Genomic DNA, 18,298 nt, shown 5'->3' on the forward strand with positions numbered 1-18,298 from the left:
TCGCGGGTCTAACCGGCCCGCTTGAACGAGCCGTCCATTGAGCTTGTCGACCGTTGACGGTAAACCCGCTTCAGGAGGGCATATGAAAGCGTCTTGCCAATGCGGTCAATTGCACGTGGACGTGCCGGGCCCAACGGTTGCTGTCGTCGCGTGCCACTGTTTGGCTTGTCAGAAGCGGTCCGGTTCGCCGTTTGGCGTAGCAGCCTACTATCCTCATGTGCAGGTCGAGGTAAACGGTATCTCAAAGCAATTCAGTCGACCGACAGAGTTGGGCGAACGCTTCGATCATTTCTTCTGCCCCGATTGCGGCACGACGGTGTTCATGAGGGGAAAAAAGAACCCCGATATGACAGGTATTCCCATCGGCCTTATTGACGACCAACATGCGATGCAGCCCGTCCGGTCGGTCTGGGAAGACAGGCGTCACGCGTGGGTCGAGATTCCCACCGCCGTTCAGCATTTTTCGCGCGGGCGCGTTGGTTGATCGCTAAACTATTTTAAGCTCGCGTGTCCGCCATGTCCGCTTTCCATCATCCCGCTATCCCAGGCTGACCCGCCCGCCCGCATGGCGTTCGATACGGCCTGCGAGTTCCAGTTCCAGCAATATGATCTGCACGATCGGGGACGATAGCCCCGACTGCCGGATCAGCTCGTCGACGCCGCAGGGCACGGGGCCGAGCAGCGCCACGACACGCCGCCGGTCGGCGTCGCTCGCATCCTCGGGCGGGGGCCCGTCGAAGCGGGCGCCCGGCGATCGCACCGCGCGCGCATCGATCGGGCGGACCTGCTCCAGTATGTCCGCCGCCGACTGCACCAGCGTCGCGCCCTCGCGGATCAGCATGTTGCCGCCCTGCGCGCGCGGGTCGAGCGGGCTGCCGGGGACCGCCATCACCTCGCGCCCCATCTCGCCCGCCAGCCGCGCGGTGATGAGCGAGCCGGATTTCTGCACCGCCTCCACGACCACGGTGCCGAGCGACAGACCGGCGATGATCCGGTTGCGGTACGGAAAATGCCGCGCACGCGGTTCGATGCCGGGCGGTTGTTCGGCGACCAGCAATCCCCGCGTCGCCACCATGTCCTGCAGATCGGCATTGTCGGGCGGGTAGGCGATGTCGATCCCGCCGGCGATCACGCCGATCGTCGCACCGGGGCGTTCGGGGGTGCCGACCGACCCGTGGTGCGCCGCGGTATCGATCCCACGCGCCAGTCCCGACACCACGCTCGCGCCGCCCGCCACCAGATCATGCGCGATCTCGCGCGCGAAGCGGCATGCGGCGGCCGACGCGTTGCGCGCGCCGACCAGCGCGATGCAGGGGCGGCCGTTCGCCAGCGCGACGTCGCCGCGGACGATCAGCGCGGGCGGTGCGTTCTCGATCTCGGCGAGCAGCACCGGATAATCGGCGTCGTCCAGGAACAGATATCGCGCACCGGCGCGCGCGGTCGCCGCCATCTCGCGCGCGATCGTCCGTTCGTCCGGCACGACCGGCGACCGTCCACCGCCGCCGCGCGCCGCCAGCATCGGCAACGCGTCGATCGCCGCGTCCGCGCTGCCGAACCGGGCGAGCAATTGCCGATAGGTGACCGGCCCGACCCCCGTCGTCCGGATCAGGCGGAGCCGCGCGACCGCGGCGTCAGCCACGCTTGCGCCCGATACGGGGTTCCGTGCCCGCCAGCAGGCGTTCGAGATTGGGCCCGTGCTTCCATACCACCAGCAGCGCCAGCGCGATGAGGAGCAGCACCAGATCGAACCGCCCGAGCAACGCGGCGCTGACCGGCGTGCTCGCCGCCGCGACCATCCCCGCCAGCGACGAGATCCGGAGCGCCGCCAGCAGCGCCAGCCACATCAGCGCATAGACGAGCCCGATCGGCCAATAGAGCGCGAGCGCGATTCCCAGCAGTGTCGCCACCCCCTTGCCGCCGCGAAAGCGAAGCCAGATCGGATAGCAATGCCCGAGAAACGCGCCCGCCGCGCCAAGCATCTCGTCGCCCGCGAACAGCCGCGCGACCAGCAACACCGCGACCAGCCCCTTCAGCATGTCGAGCAGCAACGTCGCCACGGCCAGCCCCTTGCGACCGGTACGAAGCACGTTGGTCGCGCCGATATTGCCCGATCCGATCGTCCGAAGATCGCCTGCGCCTGCCAGCCGCGTCAGGATCACGCCGAACGGGATCGCGCCGAGCAGATAGCCGAGCGCGAGCGCCATCGCCGGTGCGGTCCACAGGATTTCGGTATGCACGCTTTGCCCCCCGGTTCTCCTCCTTAGCCGTTCCGTTGCGCAAACCCAACAACCTCGAATCGGTGCCTTGCCGCGCCGGGCGATCGGGCTATGCGGGCCGTATGACGGACGACCGCCCGATCCTGTTCTTCGACTCCGGCGTCGGCGGGCTGTCGGTCGTCGCGCCGACGCGTGCGCTGCTGCCCGCGGCGCGGTTCGTCTATGCGGCCGACTCGGCGGGGTTTCCCTACGGCACGCGAAGCGAAGCCGAGATCGCGGCGCGCGTGCCGGCCTTGCTCGGGCGGCTGGTCGAGCGATACCGATCACGGCTGGTCGTGGTCGCGTGCAACACCGCGTCGACGATCGCGCTGCCCGCGGTCCGCGCGGCGCTCGACGTGCCCGTCGTGGGCACGGTGCCCGCGATCAGGCCCGCCGCCGCTTTGTCCGTCACGCGGGTCATCGGCGTGCTGGGCACCGATGCGACGGTGCGGCAGGCCTATGTCGACGATCTCGCCGCGCGGTTCGCCGCGGATTGCACGGTGCTGCGCCACGGCTCCGCCGCGCTGGTCGGGATGGCGGAGGCCGCGCTGCACGGACACGCCGTCGACCCCGCCGCCTATGCCGCGGTATTGGCGGGATTGTTCGATCAGCCGGGGGGCGAGCGGATCGACGTGATCGTCAACGCCTGCACGCATTTCCCGCTGGTCGAAGCCGCGCTTGCGGCCGCCGCGCCGGCGGGCGTCCGCTTCGTCGACGGATCGGCGGGGATCGCGCGGCGGATCGCTGCACTGACCGCCGGACAGGATTGGTCCGAGCCGGAGCCGGGCGTCGCGGTCTTCACCCGGCTCGGTCGTGCCGAGGCGGCGCTGGCGCCCGCGTTCGCCGCGAGGGGGTTTGCGCGGATCGAGGCGCTGTGATCGATGCATCCGATCAGGATCATGGGTACAAATGCACTGGAAAAATACCGGACCGCCGGGTAAGCGCATGCTCCATGAGCGACGGCACGCCCCTGCACCAATCCACGGACGTGCGCGTGGACTATTCCCGCGTCTTCACCCAGGCGATCGACCGGCTGCACGCCGAGGGGCGCTACCGCGTCTTCATCGACATCCTGCGCAACAAGGGTTCGTTCCCCAATGCACGCTGTTTCGCCGGGCATAACGGGCCGAAGCCGATCACGGTGTGGTGTTCGAACGACTATCTCTCGATGGGCCAGCATCCCAAGGTGATCGCGGCGATGGAGGAGGCGCTGCACGATGTCGGCGCAGGCTCGGGCGGCACGCGCAACATCGGCGGCAACACGCATTACCATGTCGATCTGGAGGCCGAACTGGCCGACCTGCACGACAAGGAAGCGGCGTTGCTGTTCACCAGCGGCTATGTCTCGAACGAGGCGACGCTGGCGACGATTGCGAAGATCCTGCCCGGCTGCATCATCTTTTCCGACGAGCTGAACCACGCGTCGATGATCGCCGGCATCCGTCATTCGGGCTGCGAGAAGCGGGTGTTCCGCCACAACGACCTGACGCATCTCGAATCGCTGCTGGCGGAGGCCGATCCCGCCGCGCCGAAGCTGATCGCGTTCGAAAGCGTCTATTCGATGGAGGCCGATGTCGCGCCGATCGCCGCGATCTGCGATCTGGCGGACCGGTACAATGCGCTGACCTATCTCGACGAGGTCCATGCGGTCGGCATGTACGGCGGGCGCGGCGGCGGCATTTCCGAACGCGACGACGTCGCCGGGCGGCTGACGATCATCGAGGGGACGCTCGGCAAGGCATTCGGCGTCATGGGCGGTTACATCGCCGCCAGCCGGACGATCATCGACGTCATCCGCAGCTATGCGCCGGGCTTCATCTTCACGACCTCGCTGTCGCCGGTGCTGGTCGCGGGCGTGCTGGCGAGCGTGCGGCACCTGAAGCAGTCGAGCGTCGAGCGCGAGGAACAGCAGGCGTCCGCGACGGTGCTGAAGGCGATGCTGTCCGAGGCCGGCCTGCCGGTGATGCTCGGCGAGACGCATATCGTGCCGGTGATGGTCGGCGATCCGGTGAAGGCGAAGAAGATCAGCGACATCCTGCTCGCCGAATACGGCGTGTACGTGCAGCCGATCAATTACCCCACCGTGCCGCGCGGGACCGAGCGGCTGCGCTTCACGCCGGGCCCGACGCATACGCCCGCGATGATGCGCGAGCTTACCGGCGCGCTGGTCGAGATCTGGGGCCGGCTGGAACTGCGCAAGGCGGCTTGATGGCGTCGTTGGGTTGATTGTATCGACCGCCGTTCCCGCGCGACAACCGTCATCCCGGGCTCGTCCCGGGATCCAGAGCCACGCAACCGATCGCCTGTAACCCTGGATCCCGGGACGAGGCCGGGATGACGGCCATCAGGTTGACGTCGGCCGCAACCCAATTAACCTCAATCCTCCCCCAATATGGCGTCGATCGCCTCGGCCATCTCGATATCGCGGCCGGACAGCCCGCCGGCATCGTGGGTCGTCAGCAGCACCGCGACCCGGTTATAGACGTTGGTCCATTCGGGATGATGATCGGCCTTCTCCGCGATCAGCGCGACTTGGGTCATGAACCCGAACGCCTCGACGAAATCGGAAAATACGATCGACCGCGTGATCGCGTCGCGCGCCTCGTCATAATCCCATTCGGGCAGGCCATCGAGCGCATCCGCGCGTTCTGCGTCGCTCAGCGGTTGGAGGTCGGGAGCGGGGGCGGGCGTGGTCATGGCGCGTGCTTCCTTGCCGGTACGGTCGCGACCGGCCTATGGCGGAGCACATGAGCGGGCAAGGGGCGATCGGCGAGGCGAAGGCGTGACCGCGCTGCTGTCGTTCGACCAGGTCGCAGCCATCCGGCGCGGCGAGACGCTGTTCGAGGACCTGTCCTTCGCGCTGTCGCGCGGCAAGGCGCTGCTCGTCACCGGTCCCAATGGTGCAGGAAAGTCCACGCTGATCCGGATCGCGGCGGGACTGCTCAGGCCGGGCGCGGGGCGCATCGTCCGGCGGGGGCGCACCGCGCTGCTCGCCGAGACCGCGGCACTGGACGCGGAGCGCAGCGTTGCGGAGGCGTTGGCCTTCTGGGCGCGGCTCGACGGTCGCTCGCATCACGTTGCCGCGGCGCTCGACGAACTGGGGTTGACCGCGCTCGGCGATGTGCCGGTGCGGATGTTGTCGACCGGCCAGCGCCGCCGGGTGGCGATGGCGCGCGTGGTGGCCAGCGCCGCGCCGCTGTGGCTGCTGGACGAGCCCGCCAACGGGCTCGACGCGGCGGCGGCGGCGCGGCTCGAGGCGCTGATCGCGCGTCACCGGGAGGGCGGCGGCGTGGTCGTCGTCGCGACGCATCTGCCCATCTCGGTACCGGACGCCGCGGCATTGGCGTTGGGCGGCGTAGCATGATCGCGATCGTCCTGCGCGACGTCCGCCGCGCATACGCTGGTGGCGGCACGACGCTGGTCGTCGCGTTCTTCCTGCTGGTCGCGATCCTGTTCCCGTTCGCGATCGGGCCCGACACCGCGCTGCTGGCGCGCATTGGCGGCGGGGTGATCTGGGCGGCGGCGCTGCTCGCCGCGCTGATCCCGGTCGAGCGGCTGGTCGCCCCCGACCTGGAGGGCGGCGTGCTCGACCAGTATGCGGTGCGCGGGATATCGATGGCGGCAGTGGCGGCGGCGAAGATCGTCGCGCACTGGCTCGCCTTCGCGCCGCCGCTGATGCTGGCGGCGGTGGTCGCGGGTGGATTGCTCGGCGTGCCGCTGCGGACGCTGGGTCTGGTCGAGGCGGGGCTGGCGATCGGCACCCCGGGCCTCGCCGCGCTGGCCGTCGCGACGGGGGCGTTAGTAGCGGGGCTTCGCGGCGGTAGCGCGGTCGCTGGGCTGGTCATGCTGCCGCTTGCGGTACCGCTGCTGATCTTCGGGGCTGGCGCGAGTGCCGATATCGTCGGGGGCGGCGCGGGCGCGCTGAAGCTGCTGGCCGCGGTCAGCCTGGTGCTGCTGGCGGGGGCACCGTTCGCGGCGGGCGCGGCGATGCGGGCGGGAATGGAATAAAGTCCTCCCCGTTTCACGGGGAGGACTTACGGGGCGGACCACCGTGCCCAGATCGCGGTCGGGAGGACCAGCCCGCGCGCTTCCTCGCGGACGCCGAGCTCGCCGCATTCGACCTTGCCCGGCAGATCGGCGAAGGCCTGCGCGACCAGTTCGCCGATCGCGAGCGCGGACATCCGCACCGCATACACCGTCAGGAACAGGTAGCGCGACCGATCGTCCAGCAGCCGGCGGCAATCGGCGATCAGGCGGGGCAAATCCTGTTCCAGCTGCCACAATTCGCCGTCCGGCCCGCGGCCATATTTGGGCGGATCGAGCAGGATGCCGTCGTACCGCCGACTGCGCCGCACCTCGCGCGCGGCGAACTTCACCGCGTCGTCGACCAGCCAGCGTATTGGTGCGTCCGCCATGCCCGACAGCGTGGCATTGGCGCGCGCCGCGGCGACCGATTTCTTCGACGCATCGACATGCACCATCTTTGCGCCCTGCACCGCCAGCGCGAGCGTCCCGACGCCGGTATAGCCGAACAGGTTGAGGCATTCCGGCGTGTTGATCCCCGCCAGCCGCTCGCGCATCCAGGTCCAGACGGGGGCCATGTCGGGGAAGAACGCCAGATGCCGGAACGGCGTCGTCTGCGCGTTGAACGTGACATCGTCCCATTTCAGCGTCCAGCCGTCCGCGGGGACGGGTTCGGCATAGTGCCAGCGCCCGCCGCCGTCCTCGTCCGCAGCCGGAATGAACTCGCCCGCCGCGCGCCAATCGGGCCTGGCGGGCGCCCACAAGGCCTGCGTCTCGGGGCGGATGAAGCGGAAGCGGCCATAGCGTTCGAGCTTGCGGCCGTTGCCGGAGTCGATGAGGCCGTAGTCCGCCCACGGATCGCCGATGAGGGTGTACAACGATGAAATCATTTCCCCATTCCGTTCGTCCCGAGCTTGTCGAAGCACCTGGGACTGATGCCCTTCGACAAGCTCAGGGCGAACGGGGGGTGGCCGGTCGTCACGCGCGCGCCACCGCCCGTTCGGCGACATACGCGCCGACCGCCTCGACCGTGCCGGGCAGCGACGCGAACCGCTCCTCGCGGTCGAACAGGTCGCCGACGCGGGCCGGCAACGTGGGACGAATGCCCGTTGCGCGCTCCACCGCATCGCCGAACTTCGCCGGGTGCGCGGTGGCCAGCGTCACCACCGGCGTGCCGGGTGCCATCCGCCGCGCCGCCGCCAGCGCGACGCCGGTATGCGGATCGACCACCTGCCCGGCAGCATCGCAGGCCCAGCGCATCGCCATGGTCATATCGTCCGCGTCGATCCGCTCGGCGGCGAACAGCGGTGCCGCGCCCGCAAGTTGCACGTTGGTCAGCCGCATCGCGCGGGTCGATTCGAACGTCCCCATCTGCGCCGCGGTCGCCGCGCCGTCGCGGCTGCCCAAGTCGAACAGCAGCCGCTCGAAATTGGACGAGACCTGGATGTCCATCGACGGCGTCGCGGTGGGGACGGTGAGCCCACGCGAATAATCGCCGCCGGCGAGCGCACGCGCGACGATGTCGTTGACGTTGGTCGCGACGATCAGCCTGGCGACCGGCAGTCCCATCTTCGCCGCGACATAGCCGGCGAACACGTCGCCGAAATTCCCCGTCGGCACCGCATAGGCCACCGCGCGGTCGGGCGCGCCGAGGCGAACGCCGGCATAGAAATAATAGACTACCTGCGCCATCAGCCGCGCCCAGTTGATCGAATTCACCGCCGATAATCGGAACCGTCCGGCGAAGGCGGCATCGTTGAACAGCGCCTTCACGATGGCTTGCGCGGTGTCGAAATCGCCACGAATCGCGATGTTGTGGACGTTGGGTGACAGGACCGTCGTCATCTGCCGCCGCTGCACGTCGGACACGCGGCCGGCGGGGTGGAGCATGAAGACGTCGATCCCCTCGCGCCCTGCCACCGCGTCGATCGCCGCGGACCCGGTATCGCCGCTGGTCGCGCCGATGATCGTCAGATGGTCGTCGGTGCCGGTCAGGAACCGTTCGAAGAGCAGCCCGAGCAATTGCAGCGCGACGTCCTTGAACGCCAGCGTGGGCCCGTGGAACAGTTCGAGCAGCCAGCGGTCGTGATCGAGCTGCACCAGCGGCGTCACCGCGGCATGGCTGAAGCGGCCATAGGCGGCGTCGCACAGCGCGCGAAGCTCGCCGGGGTCCAGCGCGTCGCCGACGAACGGCTGCATGACGATCGCCGCGGTCTCGGCATAGGACAGGCCCGCCAGACCGGCGATGGCGTCGCGGTCGAGCGTCGGCCAGGCTTCGGGGACGTACAGCCCGCCGTCGCTCGCGAGGCCGGCAAGCGTCGCCTCCCTGAACCCCAGGACGGGGGCGGTGCCGCGGGTACTGATATAGCGCATGGGCGCGCGGCTTAGCGGGGCGGTGGGGGTGCGACAAGCGGGGGCGAGACTTCGACCCTTGGTTGCCATCCCCACCCCGGCGAAGGCCGGGGCCCAGTTGCGAGACGCTCGTGAGGCGCGGCGTCCTTCCTCACATAAAATTGCGCATCTGGGCCCCGGCCTTCGCCGGGGTGGTATCCCAAACAGCTACGCCGCCCCTGCAAACCGCCGGCGAACCGCGATCACATAGATCACGCTCGCGACAGCTGCGAAGAAGAACCACTGCACGCCGTAGGACAGATGATTGTTGGGCACCGACGCCGGATCGGGTGGCGCATTCGCGGTGAGGCCCGGCGGCGGAGCGCCGGCGACCAGCATCATCGCCTGCGGCCGACGATCGAACAGCGTGCCGATCAGCGACCGGCCATCGGGGGCATGGCCGACATAGCCGGCGACGATACCGCCCGGCCAGGCGACGTGTCCGTTCGGGTCGCGCATGGTGCCCAACTGCACCGTCAGGCCGCCCCGGCACCGTGCGATCAGGCGGAATCCGGATGCGCCGGCACCGCGCGGTTCGATCGATACCGGCGCGCGGCAATCCGCGACGGCGCGGCGGAACAGCAGCCTATCGTCGGGCGCGGTCGGGAACGCGATGACCGGCCTGGCGGGATTGGCGCGCAGTTCGGCGATGAACGCCTCCTTTTGCGGCAACCGGTCGACCAGTTGCCACAGCCCGAGCGCGATCATCAGCGCGACGCACAGGGCCACGGCGGTCGTGGGTACAACGGGCAGTCGCCTCAATCGACCAGTCCGTCGCGCCGCGCGTTGCGATATTCGATCGCCATCAGCGCACCCTTGGCGATCCGCAACGACCCGATGACCCCGGCGGTGGTTATCGGGATCCACAGCAGGACATGCACCCACCAGGGCGGATGCACGGTCACTTCCAGCACGACCGCAGCCGCGACGACGATCGTCCCGAGGATCAGCGTCAGAAATGCCGCCGGGCCGTCGCCGACGTTGAATCGGGAAAAATCCAGCCCGCAGGCGGTGCAGCGGTCCGCGAATTTCAGCCAGCCGCGAAACAGCGTCGGCGCGCCGCACCGGGGACAAAGCCCCTTCAGCGCGACGTCGAGGATGGCGGGCAGCGTCGCCGGGGCGGGGGCCGGATCGCTCACCGGCCGTCCCGCCCGATCGGCATCAACCGGCCGCGACCGGCGCGCCCCAGCCGCCCCAGACATAGACGGTGACAAACAGGAACAGCCAGACGACGTCGACGAAATGCCAATACCACGCCGCCGCCTCGAACCCGAAATGCTGCTTGGGCGTGAATTCGCCCTTATAGGCGCGGATGAGGCAGACGATCAGGAAGATCGTGCCGATCAGCACGTGGAACCCGTGGAACCCGGTCGCCATGAAGAACGACGCGCCATAGTTGATCCCCTTGAACGGGAACGGTGCGTGCGCGTATTCGAACGCCTGGATCGAGCTGAACGTCAAACCGAGCAGGATCGTCAGCCACAGCCCCTTGAGCACGCTGTCGCGGTTGCCGACGCCGATCAGGCCCCAGGCACCGGTCTTCTCGCCGCCGCGCTGACCGTGGATCAGCGCATGGTGCGCCCAGGTGATCGTCGTGCCGCTGGTCAGCAGGATCAGCGTGTTGAGCAGCGGGAAGGCGAAGGGGTTGATGACCTCCAGCCCCTTGGGCGGCCACTGCGCGACGATCGCCGCCGCCCCCTCGGTCGCGCGCGTCACCTGGCCGTCGGCGAAGGTCATCGCGGTCGGGAACAGCGAGAAGTCGAAGAAGGCCCAGAACCAGCCGACGAAGAACATGACCTCCGACGCGATGAACAGGATCATCCCGTAGCGGAAATGGAGTTGCACGACGGGGGTATGGTCGCCGTGATGCGCCTCGGCGATGACCTGCGCCCACCAGGAATACATCGTGAACAGCACGCCGGCCAAGCCGATGAAGAACACCCAGCCGGTGCCGTTCGGGTGGCCGACATGCCCGGTATGCATCCAGGCGATCCCGCCGGCCGCCATGCAGAGCGCGGACATCGACCCGAAGAGCGGCCAGATGCTGGGCGGGAGGATGTGATAGTCGTGGTTCTTGGCACCGGCCATGATCGGGTCCCCGTTGATACGCTTTGTGGCTGTTCTAGCTCGCGGTCTTGCTGGAATCCACCGGGTAAAATGTGTAGCTCAGCGTGATCGTCTGCACGTCCGCGGCGTCCGGGTCCTTGAGGATCGCGGGGTCGACGTAGAAGATCACCGGCATCCGCGCGGTCTCGCCGGGCTGGAGCGTCTGCTGGGTGAAGCAGAAACACTGGATCTTCTTGAAATATTTGCCGACCGCATCGGGCTGGACGTTGAAGGTCGCGGTCCCGGTGACGGGGGTCGCGGCGTTGTTGGTCGCCAGGAAGAACGCCATGTCGCGCGCCCCGACATCGACCGTATCCGACCGCGCCTCCGGGCGGAAATGCCATTTCAGGCTTGGCGCGACATTGGTGTCGAACGCGACCGTCACCTGATGGCCGACCGCGCCGGGGGCGGCAAGCCCGCGGCCCGTCGTACCGTTCAGCCCGGTCGCCTGGCAGAACAACCGGTAGAGCGGGATGCTGGCCCAGGCGAGGCCGGTCATGAAGCACAAGGCCAGCACGGCGAACATCGCGGTCCGCGTCTTGCCGTCCATGCGGGCGATCGCGCGATTCATTTCATGCCCTGCTGGATCTTCACGATCGAGACCGCGAAGATGAGGACGACGAGCGCGCCGAGCAGTACGGCCAGCACCAGCGACCGGCTGCGTTGCCGACGGCGGATCAGATCGTGGTCGTCGGGGATCATGCGATCCACCGGTCGACGACCAGCGCGGCGAAGACGATGAAGAGATACAGGATCGAATATTTGAACAAGCGCTTCTCCGGTCGCATCGAGTCGTCGGGCTGCGTCGTCCGCGTGGCGACGATGCGCGCGAGCCAGCCGAACCATGCGGTGGTCGCCAGCGCGATGCCGCCATAGACCGGTCCCGCCAGCCCCAGCGGCCAAGGCGCGACCACCGCCGCCGCCATCGCGATGGTGTAGAGCCCGATCTGGTGCCGCGTCACCCGCTCCCCCGCGACGACCGGCAGCATCGGAACGCCGGCATTAGCGTAGTCGGTCTCGACGAACAGCGCGAGCGCCCAGAAGTGCGGGGGCGTCCACAGGAACACGATGGCGAACAACAGGATCGGCAGTAACGTCACGTCGCCCGTCGCCGCCGCCCAGCCGATCAGCGGCGGGAACGCGCCGGCCGCACCGCCGATCACGATGTTCTGCGGGGTGCGCGGCTTCAGCCAGACCGTGTAGACCAGCACGTAGAACAGGATCGACACCGCCAGGATCGCGGCCGCGACGATATTGACCGCCAGCCCCATCAGGATGACCGAAAACGCGCCGAGCCCGACCCCGAAATGCAGTGCGGATTGCCGGTCCATCCGGCCCGCCGGCAAGGGCCGCTTCATCGTCCGGCGCATGACCCTGTCGATATCCGCCTCATACCATTGGTTGAGCGCCCCCGCCGCCCCCGCACCGAGCGCGATGCACAAAATGGCGGTGAAGCCGATCACCGGATGGATATGCACCGGTGTCGCCAGCATGCCGCACAGCCCGGTGAAGACGACGAGCGACATCACGCGCGGCTTGGTCAATGCGAGGAAATCGCGCCAGTCGGCGGGCGGCAGGAGGGGGGCGGCGATCGTCATGATGTGCCCGCGGCTATAGGCGCGGCGGAGCGTCACGAAAAGCGATGGTTTCCAATGGGGCTGCGCGGCGGGTCCCGCCATCGCCGCTGCGGGTTTCCGACAAGTATCGCGGTTCTGACGCGCAACGGTCACGCTGCTGGGCGAAAAAGGCGCATGCCGACGTCGTCTTGGCGGCCCGCGCGAAGCGGCGTTCACGATCGCGATGGTGCCGGGCTACGAGACCGGGCGCGATCCCGCCGCACCGATCGCGCAGCCGTCGACCTACAAGGGCATGCACGGCTCCCTGCCCGATATCGCTGCGATGCGTTCCACGCTGATCGTCGCGGGGCCGGGCCTCGCGCGTCATGGTGATCTCGGGCTGGTCGACATGCGCGCGATCGCACCGTCCGTCGCGCATGTGCTGGGCGTCGCGCTGCCGGACGCGACGGTCCCGCCCGTCTTCTGAGTAAAAATACCCGCGCCCCGGATCGGCCGCCCGAATCCGGCGTTGGATGGCCGAAGGGGATGGTGGTGGCGGCTAAACGGCCCAAGGGCAGCAAGCGCCGGATGTTCGAGCGTTCCGCCGCGGGGGCGGGGCTGGCCGCGCTCGGTGTCGTTTACGGCGATATCGGGACCAGTCCGCTCTACGCGTTCAAGGTCGCAGTGCAGGCCGCGGGCGGTACGCCGGGAACCGCGGCGATCGGGGTCGCATCGCTCATCATATGGTCGCTGATCTTCGTCGTCTCGCTGAAATACGCGGTATTGATCCTGCGCGCGGACAATCACGGCGAAGGCGGGGTCGTCGCGATGCTGGCGATGCTCGGCGCGCGCGATGCGAAACCGCGGACACGGCAGGCGGCGTTGCTGGTGCTCGGGCTGATCGGTGCGGCATTGCTGTACGGCGACGGTGCGATCACGCCCGCGATCTCGGTCCTGAGCGCGGTGGAGGGTTTGAAGGTCGACGCCCCCGCTCTGGGTCCGGTCGTCCTGCCGATCACCGTCGCGATCCTGATCGGGCTGTTCTTCGTACAGGCGCGGGGCACCGGGTTCATCGGCCGGATCTTCGGCCCGGTCATGCTGGTGTGGTTCGCGGCGATCGCGGCGTTGGGCGTGGCGGCGATCGCGCGGCATCCCGCGGTGTTCGGTGCACTCGATCCGCTACGCGCGCTGGGGTTCGTCCTGCACGCGCCGCTCGGCGTCACCTTCGCAGTCCTGGGCGCGGTGTTCCTCGCGGTGACGGGGGGCGAGGCGATGTACGCGGACATGGGGCATTTCGGACGCTTCCCGATCCGGCTGGCCTGGTTCGCGGTCGCGTTGCCGGCGCTCATCCTGAATTATCTGGGGCAGGCGGCTCTGGTCGCGGTCGATCCGGGTGCGCTCTCCAACCCCTTTTACGGGCTCACCCCCGGCTGGCTGCATTATCCGCTCGTGCTGTTCGCGACGCTGGCGACGGTCATCGCCAGCCAGGCGATCATTTCCGGCGTGTTCTCGCTGTCGCAACAGGCGATCCAGCTCGGGTTCCTGCCGCGGCTGTCGATCCGGCACACCGCGGCGGACCAGGAGGGGCAGGTCTATCTGCCGCTGGCCAACTGGCTGCTCGCGACCGCGACGCTGGCCGCGGTGCTGATCTTCCGGTCGTCGGACGCGCTCGCGGGCGCGTACGGGATCGCGGTGTCGGGGTTGATGGCGATATCCACCTTCCTCGCCGCGCTGGTCGCGCTTCGCTGGGGTTATAATCCGTGGCTCGTCGCCGCGGTCAATGGCGGGTTCTTCGCGCTCGACCTCCTGTTCTTCTCGGCGAACGCGGTGAAGCTGTTCGAGGGCGGCTGGTTCCCGCTGCTGATCGCGGGGGTCATCGCGTTCGTGATGCTGACATGGCGCACGGGGGTCCGCCTGGTCGAGAACGCGCGAATGCATCTGCGCGAGGAGGAGGGGGTCTTCATCGGCGCGCTGACCGAAGGCGGCAAATGCCTGCGGACCGACGGCATCGGCGCCTTTCTCAGCGCGTCGGTGGACGGCGTGCCGCTGTCGCTGTCGCATCATGTCCGCCACAACCGCGCGTTGCAGAAGCGGATCGTGCTGATATCGGTGCAGACGGTGGAAAAGCCGTTCGTCGGCGACGACGACCGCGTGGTGGTGCGCCATCTGGCGGACGGGATCGACCGCGTGATCCTGCATTTCGGTTTCATGGAGGACCTGGCGATCCCGGACGGCCTGGCGGGCGCGGGGCTGTTCGGCGCGGACGAGATGGAACGGATCAGCTATTATATCGGACGCGAGACGGTGATCGTCGATCGCAGGATCGCCGGCATGGCCCCGTGGCGCGAGGCGCTGTTCGTGTCGATGCAGCGCAACACCGCGCCGACGGGCAGCTCGTTCTGCATCCCGTCGAGCCAGCTGGTCGAAATCGGGACCGAGGTCCGAATTTAGCTTTTCCGTCATCCCGGGCGCGTCCCGGGATCCAGAGCCACAAACGACATAGCGCGCGGTCCTGGATGCCGGGACGAGCCCGGCATGACGGGAAGCTTACGGCATCGCCACCACGGGCAGCCACACCCGGCTCGGATTGGCGCCGCCGGTATCCACCGACACGGTCGCTTTCCGGTAATCGCCCGCCTTCGCCAGGAAGATGTTCGGCACGAAGGTCTGCGGGTTGCGGTCGTACAGCGGGAACAGGCTCGACTGGACCTGCACCATGATCCGGTGGCCGGGCTGGAAGACGTGGTTCACCGCGGGCAGGCGGAACTTGTATTCCTGGACGCGGCCCGCGGGAATCGCGGTCGGGTGGGCGAAGCTGTCGCGGTACCGGCCGCGGAAGATATCGAGACTGATAGGGAGCTCGTACCCGCCCATCTTGGGATCGGCGGGGTTCTCGTCGGGCAGCACGTCGATGACCTTCACGACGAAATCGCCGTCGGTGCCCGTCGTGCGTGCGAACAGGTCCGCGATCGGTACGCCGGAGACCTTCACCGGCTTGGTCAGGACGGGCGTTTCGTAGGTCAGCACGTCGGTGCGCCCGTCGACCCCGCGCTGATCGCTGACCAGCCAGTCGCCCCAACGGCCGTCGCCGAAATTAACCGGCCGCGGCAGATGCGGGACGGGTTTCGCGGGATCGGAGACATAGCTGTCGCTGCCCGCCGCGGCCTTGTCGAACCCGAGCCCGCCCCCGGGCGCGAGGTACAGCGGCGTCAGCGGTGCCGCGCAACCGGACTGGCAGGCGGACGGCCAGGAGGCGAACCGGTCCCAATGATTCTCGCCGGTGTTGTAGATCGTCGCCGACGGCAGACTGACCGCCGGACCGTCCGCCAGATACTGCGCGAACAGCGGCATCACCATGTCGTCGCGATATTGCGCCGCGGTGTCGCCGTTCCATTTGAACGCACCGAGTTCATAGCCGACGCGGTTGATCTGGCTGTGCCGCCAGGGGCCCATCACGAGGTGGTTGTTTCCCGTCTTCCCCGCCGCCTTCAGCGCTTCCCAGCTATGGATCGATCCGTACATGTCCTCCTGATCCCACAGCCCCTGTTCCCAGATCGTCGGGATGTCGGACGGGTTCTGCGCGATCAGCTTGTCGAGCGCCTGACCCTGCCAGAAGCCGTCATAGGCGGGGTGTGCGACCATCCGCTGCCAGTACGGCAGCTGGTCGTAGCCCGACTTCTTCGCCCAGTCGCCGGCCGAGATGGAGCGGAAATTGTCGTAGTCGTCATAGTCGGTGCCCGAGGGCGGGGCCTTGCCCGCGCCCTTGTACCCGGTCTGCCCGCCGAGCCAGCCGATATTGGTCAGCCGGAACGCGCCGTAATGGAACCAGTCGTCGCCCATCCAGCCGTCGACCATCGGGCTTTCGGGTGCTGCGACCTTCAGCGCGGGATGCGGATGGAGCAGCGCCATGACGACGGTGAAGCCCTCGTACGACGAACCGATCATCCCGACGCGGCCGTTCGATTGGGGCAGGTTCGCCTTGTTCACCAGCCAGTCGATCGTGTCGTAGGCGTCGGTGGTATGATCGACCTTGGTCGGGTTCAGCGGGCCGATGACGGGGCGGGTGACGACATAATCGCCTTCGGAGCCGTATTTGCCGCGGACGTCCTGATAGACGCGGATCCAGCCCGCCTTCACGAAATCCTCGTCCGACAGCGGCAATGTGGACAGCATGCTCGGGCTGTCCGTCCGGTTCGCGCGCGCCTTCGCGTTGTAGGGCGTGCGCGTCAGGACGATCGGCGCGTTCGTCGCGGCCTTGGGGATCACGATGACGGTGTAGAGCTTCACCCCGTCACGCATCGGGATCATCACCTCGCGCTTGACGTAATCGGCGGCGGGGACGGGGGGCACGAACTTGGCGGGGATGTCGCCCCCGGTGGCCGTCTGCTGTGTGGGGGCCGCGGTGGCGACGCACAGAGCGGCGACCGCCGAGATGGTGAACGCGTGGCGCATGTCGAATTCCCCTTCGATCCCTGGTCGATTGCACGAACGTAGCGGCGGTTTTCGCCGTTGTCGTCGTATTGTCACTTAAAATTGCGATAGCCCCTACTGCGGCCGATCGCATAGCGACCGCACGACGAAAGGGCACTCGCCTTGGCAACGCAGATGAGCACGATCGGCGTCACCCGCGCCTATGACCGCTGGGCCCCGATCTACGATCTGGTGTTCGGCGCGGTCTTCCGCCGCGGACGCTTCGCCGCGATCGAGGCGGCGGAGCGGATCGGGGGCCGGATCATCGAGGTCGGTGTCGGCACCGGCATATCGCTGCCGCAATATTCGCAGCGCAACCGGATCGTCGCGGTCGACCTGTCCGACCCGATGCTGGACAAGGCGCGCAAGCGGGTCCGACGGCTCGGCCTTACCCATGTCGAGCAGATCGCGGTCGGCGATGCCGAAGCGCTGAACTACGCGGCCAATGCCTTCGACGTCGTGGTCGCGCAATATGTCGTGACCGCGGTGCCGAACCCCGAACGCGCGCTCGACGAGTTCGCGCGCATCTGCCGGCCGGGCGGCGAGATCGTCATCACGACGCGCGAGGGCGCGGGCAAGGGCTTGCGCGGACAAATCGAGAAGGCGCTGATGCCGATCACCAGCCGGCTCGGCTTCCGCACCGAATTCCCGTTCGAACGCTATACCGACTGGGCGGCGGGGCGCGGGGATATCCGGCTGGTCGAACATCGGCCGCTGCCGCCGTTCGGCCATTTCTCGCTCATCCGATTCGCCAAGCTCGCCACCTCGAACGACAGGGCCTGAAGAAACACATGACCGGCTTTCGCGCACAACTCGCCGAGCAGCGGTGGGACGATCACCGCTTCTACCACCACAGCCTGGTGAACCAGAGCCTGCACTTCGTCAGTGCCTGCACCTTCCTGGTCGCCTACGCGATCCTGTTCGTCGATCCGGCGGTGGCGAGCCTGCTGGCCTGGGGGGTCGCGATGACCAGCCGGCAGGCGGGGCATTTCTTCTTCGAACCCAAGGGCTTCGATCGGGAGAACGGCGTCAGCCACGAGCATAAGGAAGAGATCAAGGTCGGGTATAACCTGTTCCGCAAATGGGTGCTGATGAGCATCTGGATGTCGGTCCCGGTCGTGCTGCTGATCGAACCGACCCTGTTCGGCACCATCGAGAAACCCGATGGCGTCGAATGGTATCTGCGCCATGTCGGGATCGGCTGGCTGATGCTGGGCGTCGGCGCGATCGCGTTCCGGTCGGTGCAATTGTTCGTCCAGCGCGACGTGGAAACGGGGCTGGTGTGGGCGGTCAAGATCGTCACCGAACCGTTCAGCGATTTCCGGCTGTATCGCGGCGCGCCGGTGCGGTTGCTGCGCAACGTGCGGCCGGCGGGTCGCGCCGCCTGAAGCAAAACAGAACCTGTGCTCACCCTTCGCCGCCTTCGGTGCCTTTTCCCTCTCCCAGCGGGAGAGGGGGGAGGCGCGAAGCGGCGGAAGGGTGAGGGCAGGTTTGTCG

The 18,298-nt window shown here is 67.9% G+C and carries 21 protein-coding genes; 9 read left to right on the top strand and 12 right to left on the bottom strand.

Annotated elements, in window-relative coordinates:
* The first annotated feature begins 37 nt into the window (after nucleotides 1–37).
* Nucleotides 38–484 (top strand): GFA family protein, encoded by a 447-nt coding sequence (locus HUU99_RS12175; RefSeq protein ID WP_217430823.1) that lies wholly within the window; start codon nucleotides 38–40, stop codon nucleotides 482–484.
* 54 nt (nucleotides 485–538) lie between these two features.
* Here the strand turns inward: HUU99_RS12175 and dprA are convergent, their stop codons facing one another.
* Nucleotides 539–1,639, bottom strand: coding sequence for a DNA-processing protein DprA (gene dprA / locus HUU99_RS12180; protein ID WP_174286852.1), 1,101 nt, complete (start codon nucleotides 1,637–1,639; stop codon nucleotides 539–541).
* On the bottom strand, nucleotides 1,632–2,237 hold the full coding sequence (gene plsY / locus HUU99_RS12185; protein ID WP_254603160.1) for a glycerol-3-phosphate 1-O-acyltransferase PlsY: 606 nt from the start codon (nucleotides 2,235–2,237) through the stop codon (nucleotides 1,632–1,634). Before plsY ends, dprA begins: the two co-directional genes overlap by 8 nt.
* 101 nt (nucleotides 2,238–2,338) lie before the next feature.
* Between plsY and murI the strand changes: the two genes are divergently transcribed.
* Together murI and hemA are read left to right on the top strand one after the other, a co-directional pair.
* Complete coding sequence (gene murI / locus HUU99_RS12190; protein WP_174286853.1) at nucleotides 2,339–3,133, top strand: glutamate racemase; 795 nt, start codon at nucleotides 2,339–2,341, stop codon at nucleotides 3,131–3,133.
* Between the two features lie 74 nt (nucleotides 3,134–3,207).
* Nucleotides 3,208–4,464: a 5-aminolevulinate synthase gene (gene hemA, locus HUU99_RS12195; protein WP_174286854.1), complete on the top strand. Its 1,257-nt coding sequence runs from the start codon at nucleotides 3,208–3,210 to the stop codon at nucleotides 4,462–4,464.
* Between the two features lie 167 nt (nucleotides 4,465–4,631).
* Here hemA and HUU99_RS12200 read toward each other — a convergent pair whose 3' ends face one another.
* Nucleotides 4,632–4,952, bottom strand: coding sequence for a 4a-hydroxytetrahydrobiopterin dehydratase (locus tag HUU99_RS12200; protein WP_174286855.1), 321 nt, complete (start codon nucleotides 4,950–4,952; stop codon nucleotides 4,632–4,634).
* A gap of 85 nt (nucleotides 4,953–5,037) precedes the next feature.
* Here HUU99_RS12200 and ccmA point away from each other — a divergent pair, with 85 nt between their 5' ends.
* Both ccmA and HUU99_RS12210 read left to right on the top strand, forming a co-directional pair.
* Nucleotides 5,038–5,619 carry a heme ABC exporter ATP-binding protein CcmA gene (gene ccmA / locus HUU99_RS12205; RefSeq protein WP_174286856.1) on the top strand — a complete coding sequence of 194 codons (582 nt, stop codon included), beginning with the start codon at nucleotides 5,038–5,040 and terminating at the stop codon, nucleotides 5,617–5,619.
* Complete coding sequence (locus HUU99_RS12210; RefSeq protein ID WP_174286857.1) at nucleotides 5,616–6,263, top strand: heme exporter protein CcmB; 648 nt, start codon at nucleotides 5,616–5,618, stop codon at nucleotides 6,261–6,263. The genes ccmA and HUU99_RS12210 overlap by 4 nt, the downstream gene beginning before the upstream one ends.
* A 26-nt stretch (nucleotides 6,264–6,289) precedes the next feature.
* Here the strand turns inward: HUU99_RS12210 and HUU99_RS12215 are convergent, their stop codons facing one another.
* The 8 genes from HUU99_RS12215 to HUU99_RS12245 form a co-directional block, all read right to left on the bottom strand.
* Nucleotides 6,290–7,168, bottom strand: a complete 879-nt coding sequence (locus tag HUU99_RS12215; protein ID WP_174286858.1) for a class I SAM-dependent methyltransferase — start codon at nucleotides 7,166–7,168, stop codon at nucleotides 6,290–6,292.
* Between the two features lie 88 nt (nucleotides 7,169–7,256).
* Entirely contained in the window at nucleotides 7,257–8,651 is a 1,395-nt protein-coding gene (gene thrC, locus HUU99_RS12220; RefSeq protein ID WP_174286859.1) for a threonine synthase, read from the bottom strand.
* 186 nt (nucleotides 8,652–8,837) lie between these two features.
* Nucleotides 8,838–9,431: an SURF1 family cytochrome oxidase biogenesis protein gene (locus HUU99_RS12225; RefSeq protein WP_174286860.1), complete on the bottom strand. Its 594-nt coding sequence runs from the start codon at nucleotides 9,429–9,431 to the stop codon at nucleotides 8,838–8,840.
* Nucleotides 9,428–9,808 carry a DUF983 domain-containing protein gene (locus tag HUU99_RS12230; RefSeq protein ID WP_254603162.1) on the bottom strand — a complete coding sequence of 127 codons (381 nt, stop codon included), beginning with the start codon at nucleotides 9,806–9,808 and terminating at the stop codon, nucleotides 9,428–9,430. Before HUU99_RS12230 ends, HUU99_RS12225 begins: the two co-directional genes overlap by 4 nt.
* A 22-nt stretch (nucleotides 9,809–9,830) precedes the next feature.
* The gene (locus HUU99_RS12235; protein ID WP_174286862.1) at nucleotides 9,831–10,757 is read right to left on the bottom strand and encodes a cytochrome c oxidase subunit 3; all 927 of its coding nucleotides are present in this window, start codon (nucleotides 10,755–10,757) and stop codon (nucleotides 9,831–9,833) included.
* Nucleotides 10,758–10,791: 34 nt separating this feature from the next.
* Nucleotides 10,792–11,346 (bottom strand): cytochrome c oxidase assembly protein, encoded by a 555-nt coding sequence (locus HUU99_RS12240; protein ID WP_174286863.1) that lies wholly within the window; start codon nucleotides 11,344–11,346, stop codon nucleotides 10,792–10,794.
* The gene (locus tag HUU99_RS15710; protein WP_302479988.1) at nucleotides 11,343–11,477 is read right to left on the bottom strand and encodes a hypothetical protein; all 135 of its coding nucleotides are present in this window, start codon (nucleotides 11,475–11,477) and stop codon (nucleotides 11,343–11,345) included. The genes HUU99_RS12240 and HUU99_RS15710 overlap by 4 nt, the downstream gene beginning before the upstream one ends.
* The gene (locus HUU99_RS12245; RefSeq protein WP_174286879.1) at nucleotides 11,474–12,373 is read right to left on the bottom strand and encodes a heme o synthase; all 900 of its coding nucleotides are present in this window, start codon (nucleotides 12,371–12,373) and stop codon (nucleotides 11,474–11,476) included. Before HUU99_RS12245 ends, HUU99_RS15710 begins: the two co-directional genes overlap by 4 nt.
* Before the next feature lie 205 nt (nucleotides 12,374–12,578).
* Here HUU99_RS12245 and HUU99_RS12250 point away from each other — a divergent pair, with 205 nt between their 5' ends.
* Together HUU99_RS12250 and HUU99_RS12255 are read left to right on the top strand one after the other, a co-directional pair.
* Complete coding sequence (locus HUU99_RS12250) at nucleotides 12,579–12,818, top strand: hypothetical protein (protein WP_174286864.1); 240 nt, start codon at nucleotides 12,579–12,581, stop codon at nucleotides 12,816–12,818.
* A 65-nt stretch (nucleotides 12,819–12,883) separates the two neighbouring features.
* Entirely contained in the window at nucleotides 12,884–14,782 is a 1,899-nt protein-coding gene (locus HUU99_RS12255) for a potassium transporter Kup (RefSeq protein ID WP_254603164.1), read from the top strand.
* A gap of 96 nt (nucleotides 14,783–14,878) precedes the next feature.
* On the opposite strand, the gene HUU99_RS12260 is transcribed toward HUU99_RS12255, so the two are convergent.
* Nucleotides 14,879–16,783 carry a CocE/NonD family hydrolase gene (locus HUU99_RS12260; RefSeq protein WP_174286865.1) on the bottom strand — a complete coding sequence of 635 codons (1,905 nt, stop codon included), beginning with the start codon at nucleotides 16,781–16,783 and terminating at the stop codon, nucleotides 14,879–14,881.
* Between the two features lie 141 nt (nucleotides 16,784–16,924).
* Here HUU99_RS12260 and HUU99_RS12265 point away from each other — a divergent pair, with 141 nt between their 5' ends.
* Together HUU99_RS12265 and HUU99_RS12270 are read left to right on the top strand one after the other, a co-directional pair.
* Nucleotides 16,925–17,584, top strand: a complete 660-nt coding sequence (locus HUU99_RS12265; RefSeq protein WP_217430825.1) for a class I SAM-dependent methyltransferase — start codon at nucleotides 16,925–16,927, stop codon at nucleotides 17,582–17,584.
* An 8-nt stretch (nucleotides 17,585–17,592) separates the two neighbouring features.
* Nucleotides 17,593–18,189, top strand: a complete 597-nt coding sequence (locus HUU99_RS12270) for a hypothetical protein (protein WP_174286866.1) — start codon at nucleotides 17,593–17,595, stop codon at nucleotides 18,187–18,189.
* The last annotated feature ends 109 nt before the right edge of the window (nucleotides 18,190–18,298 follow it).

This window comes from Sphingomonas bacterium (genome assembly GCF_903642285.1).
Taxonomy (GTDB): Bacteria; Pseudomonadota; Alphaproteobacteria; order Sphingomonadales; family Sphingomonadaceae; genus Sphingomonas.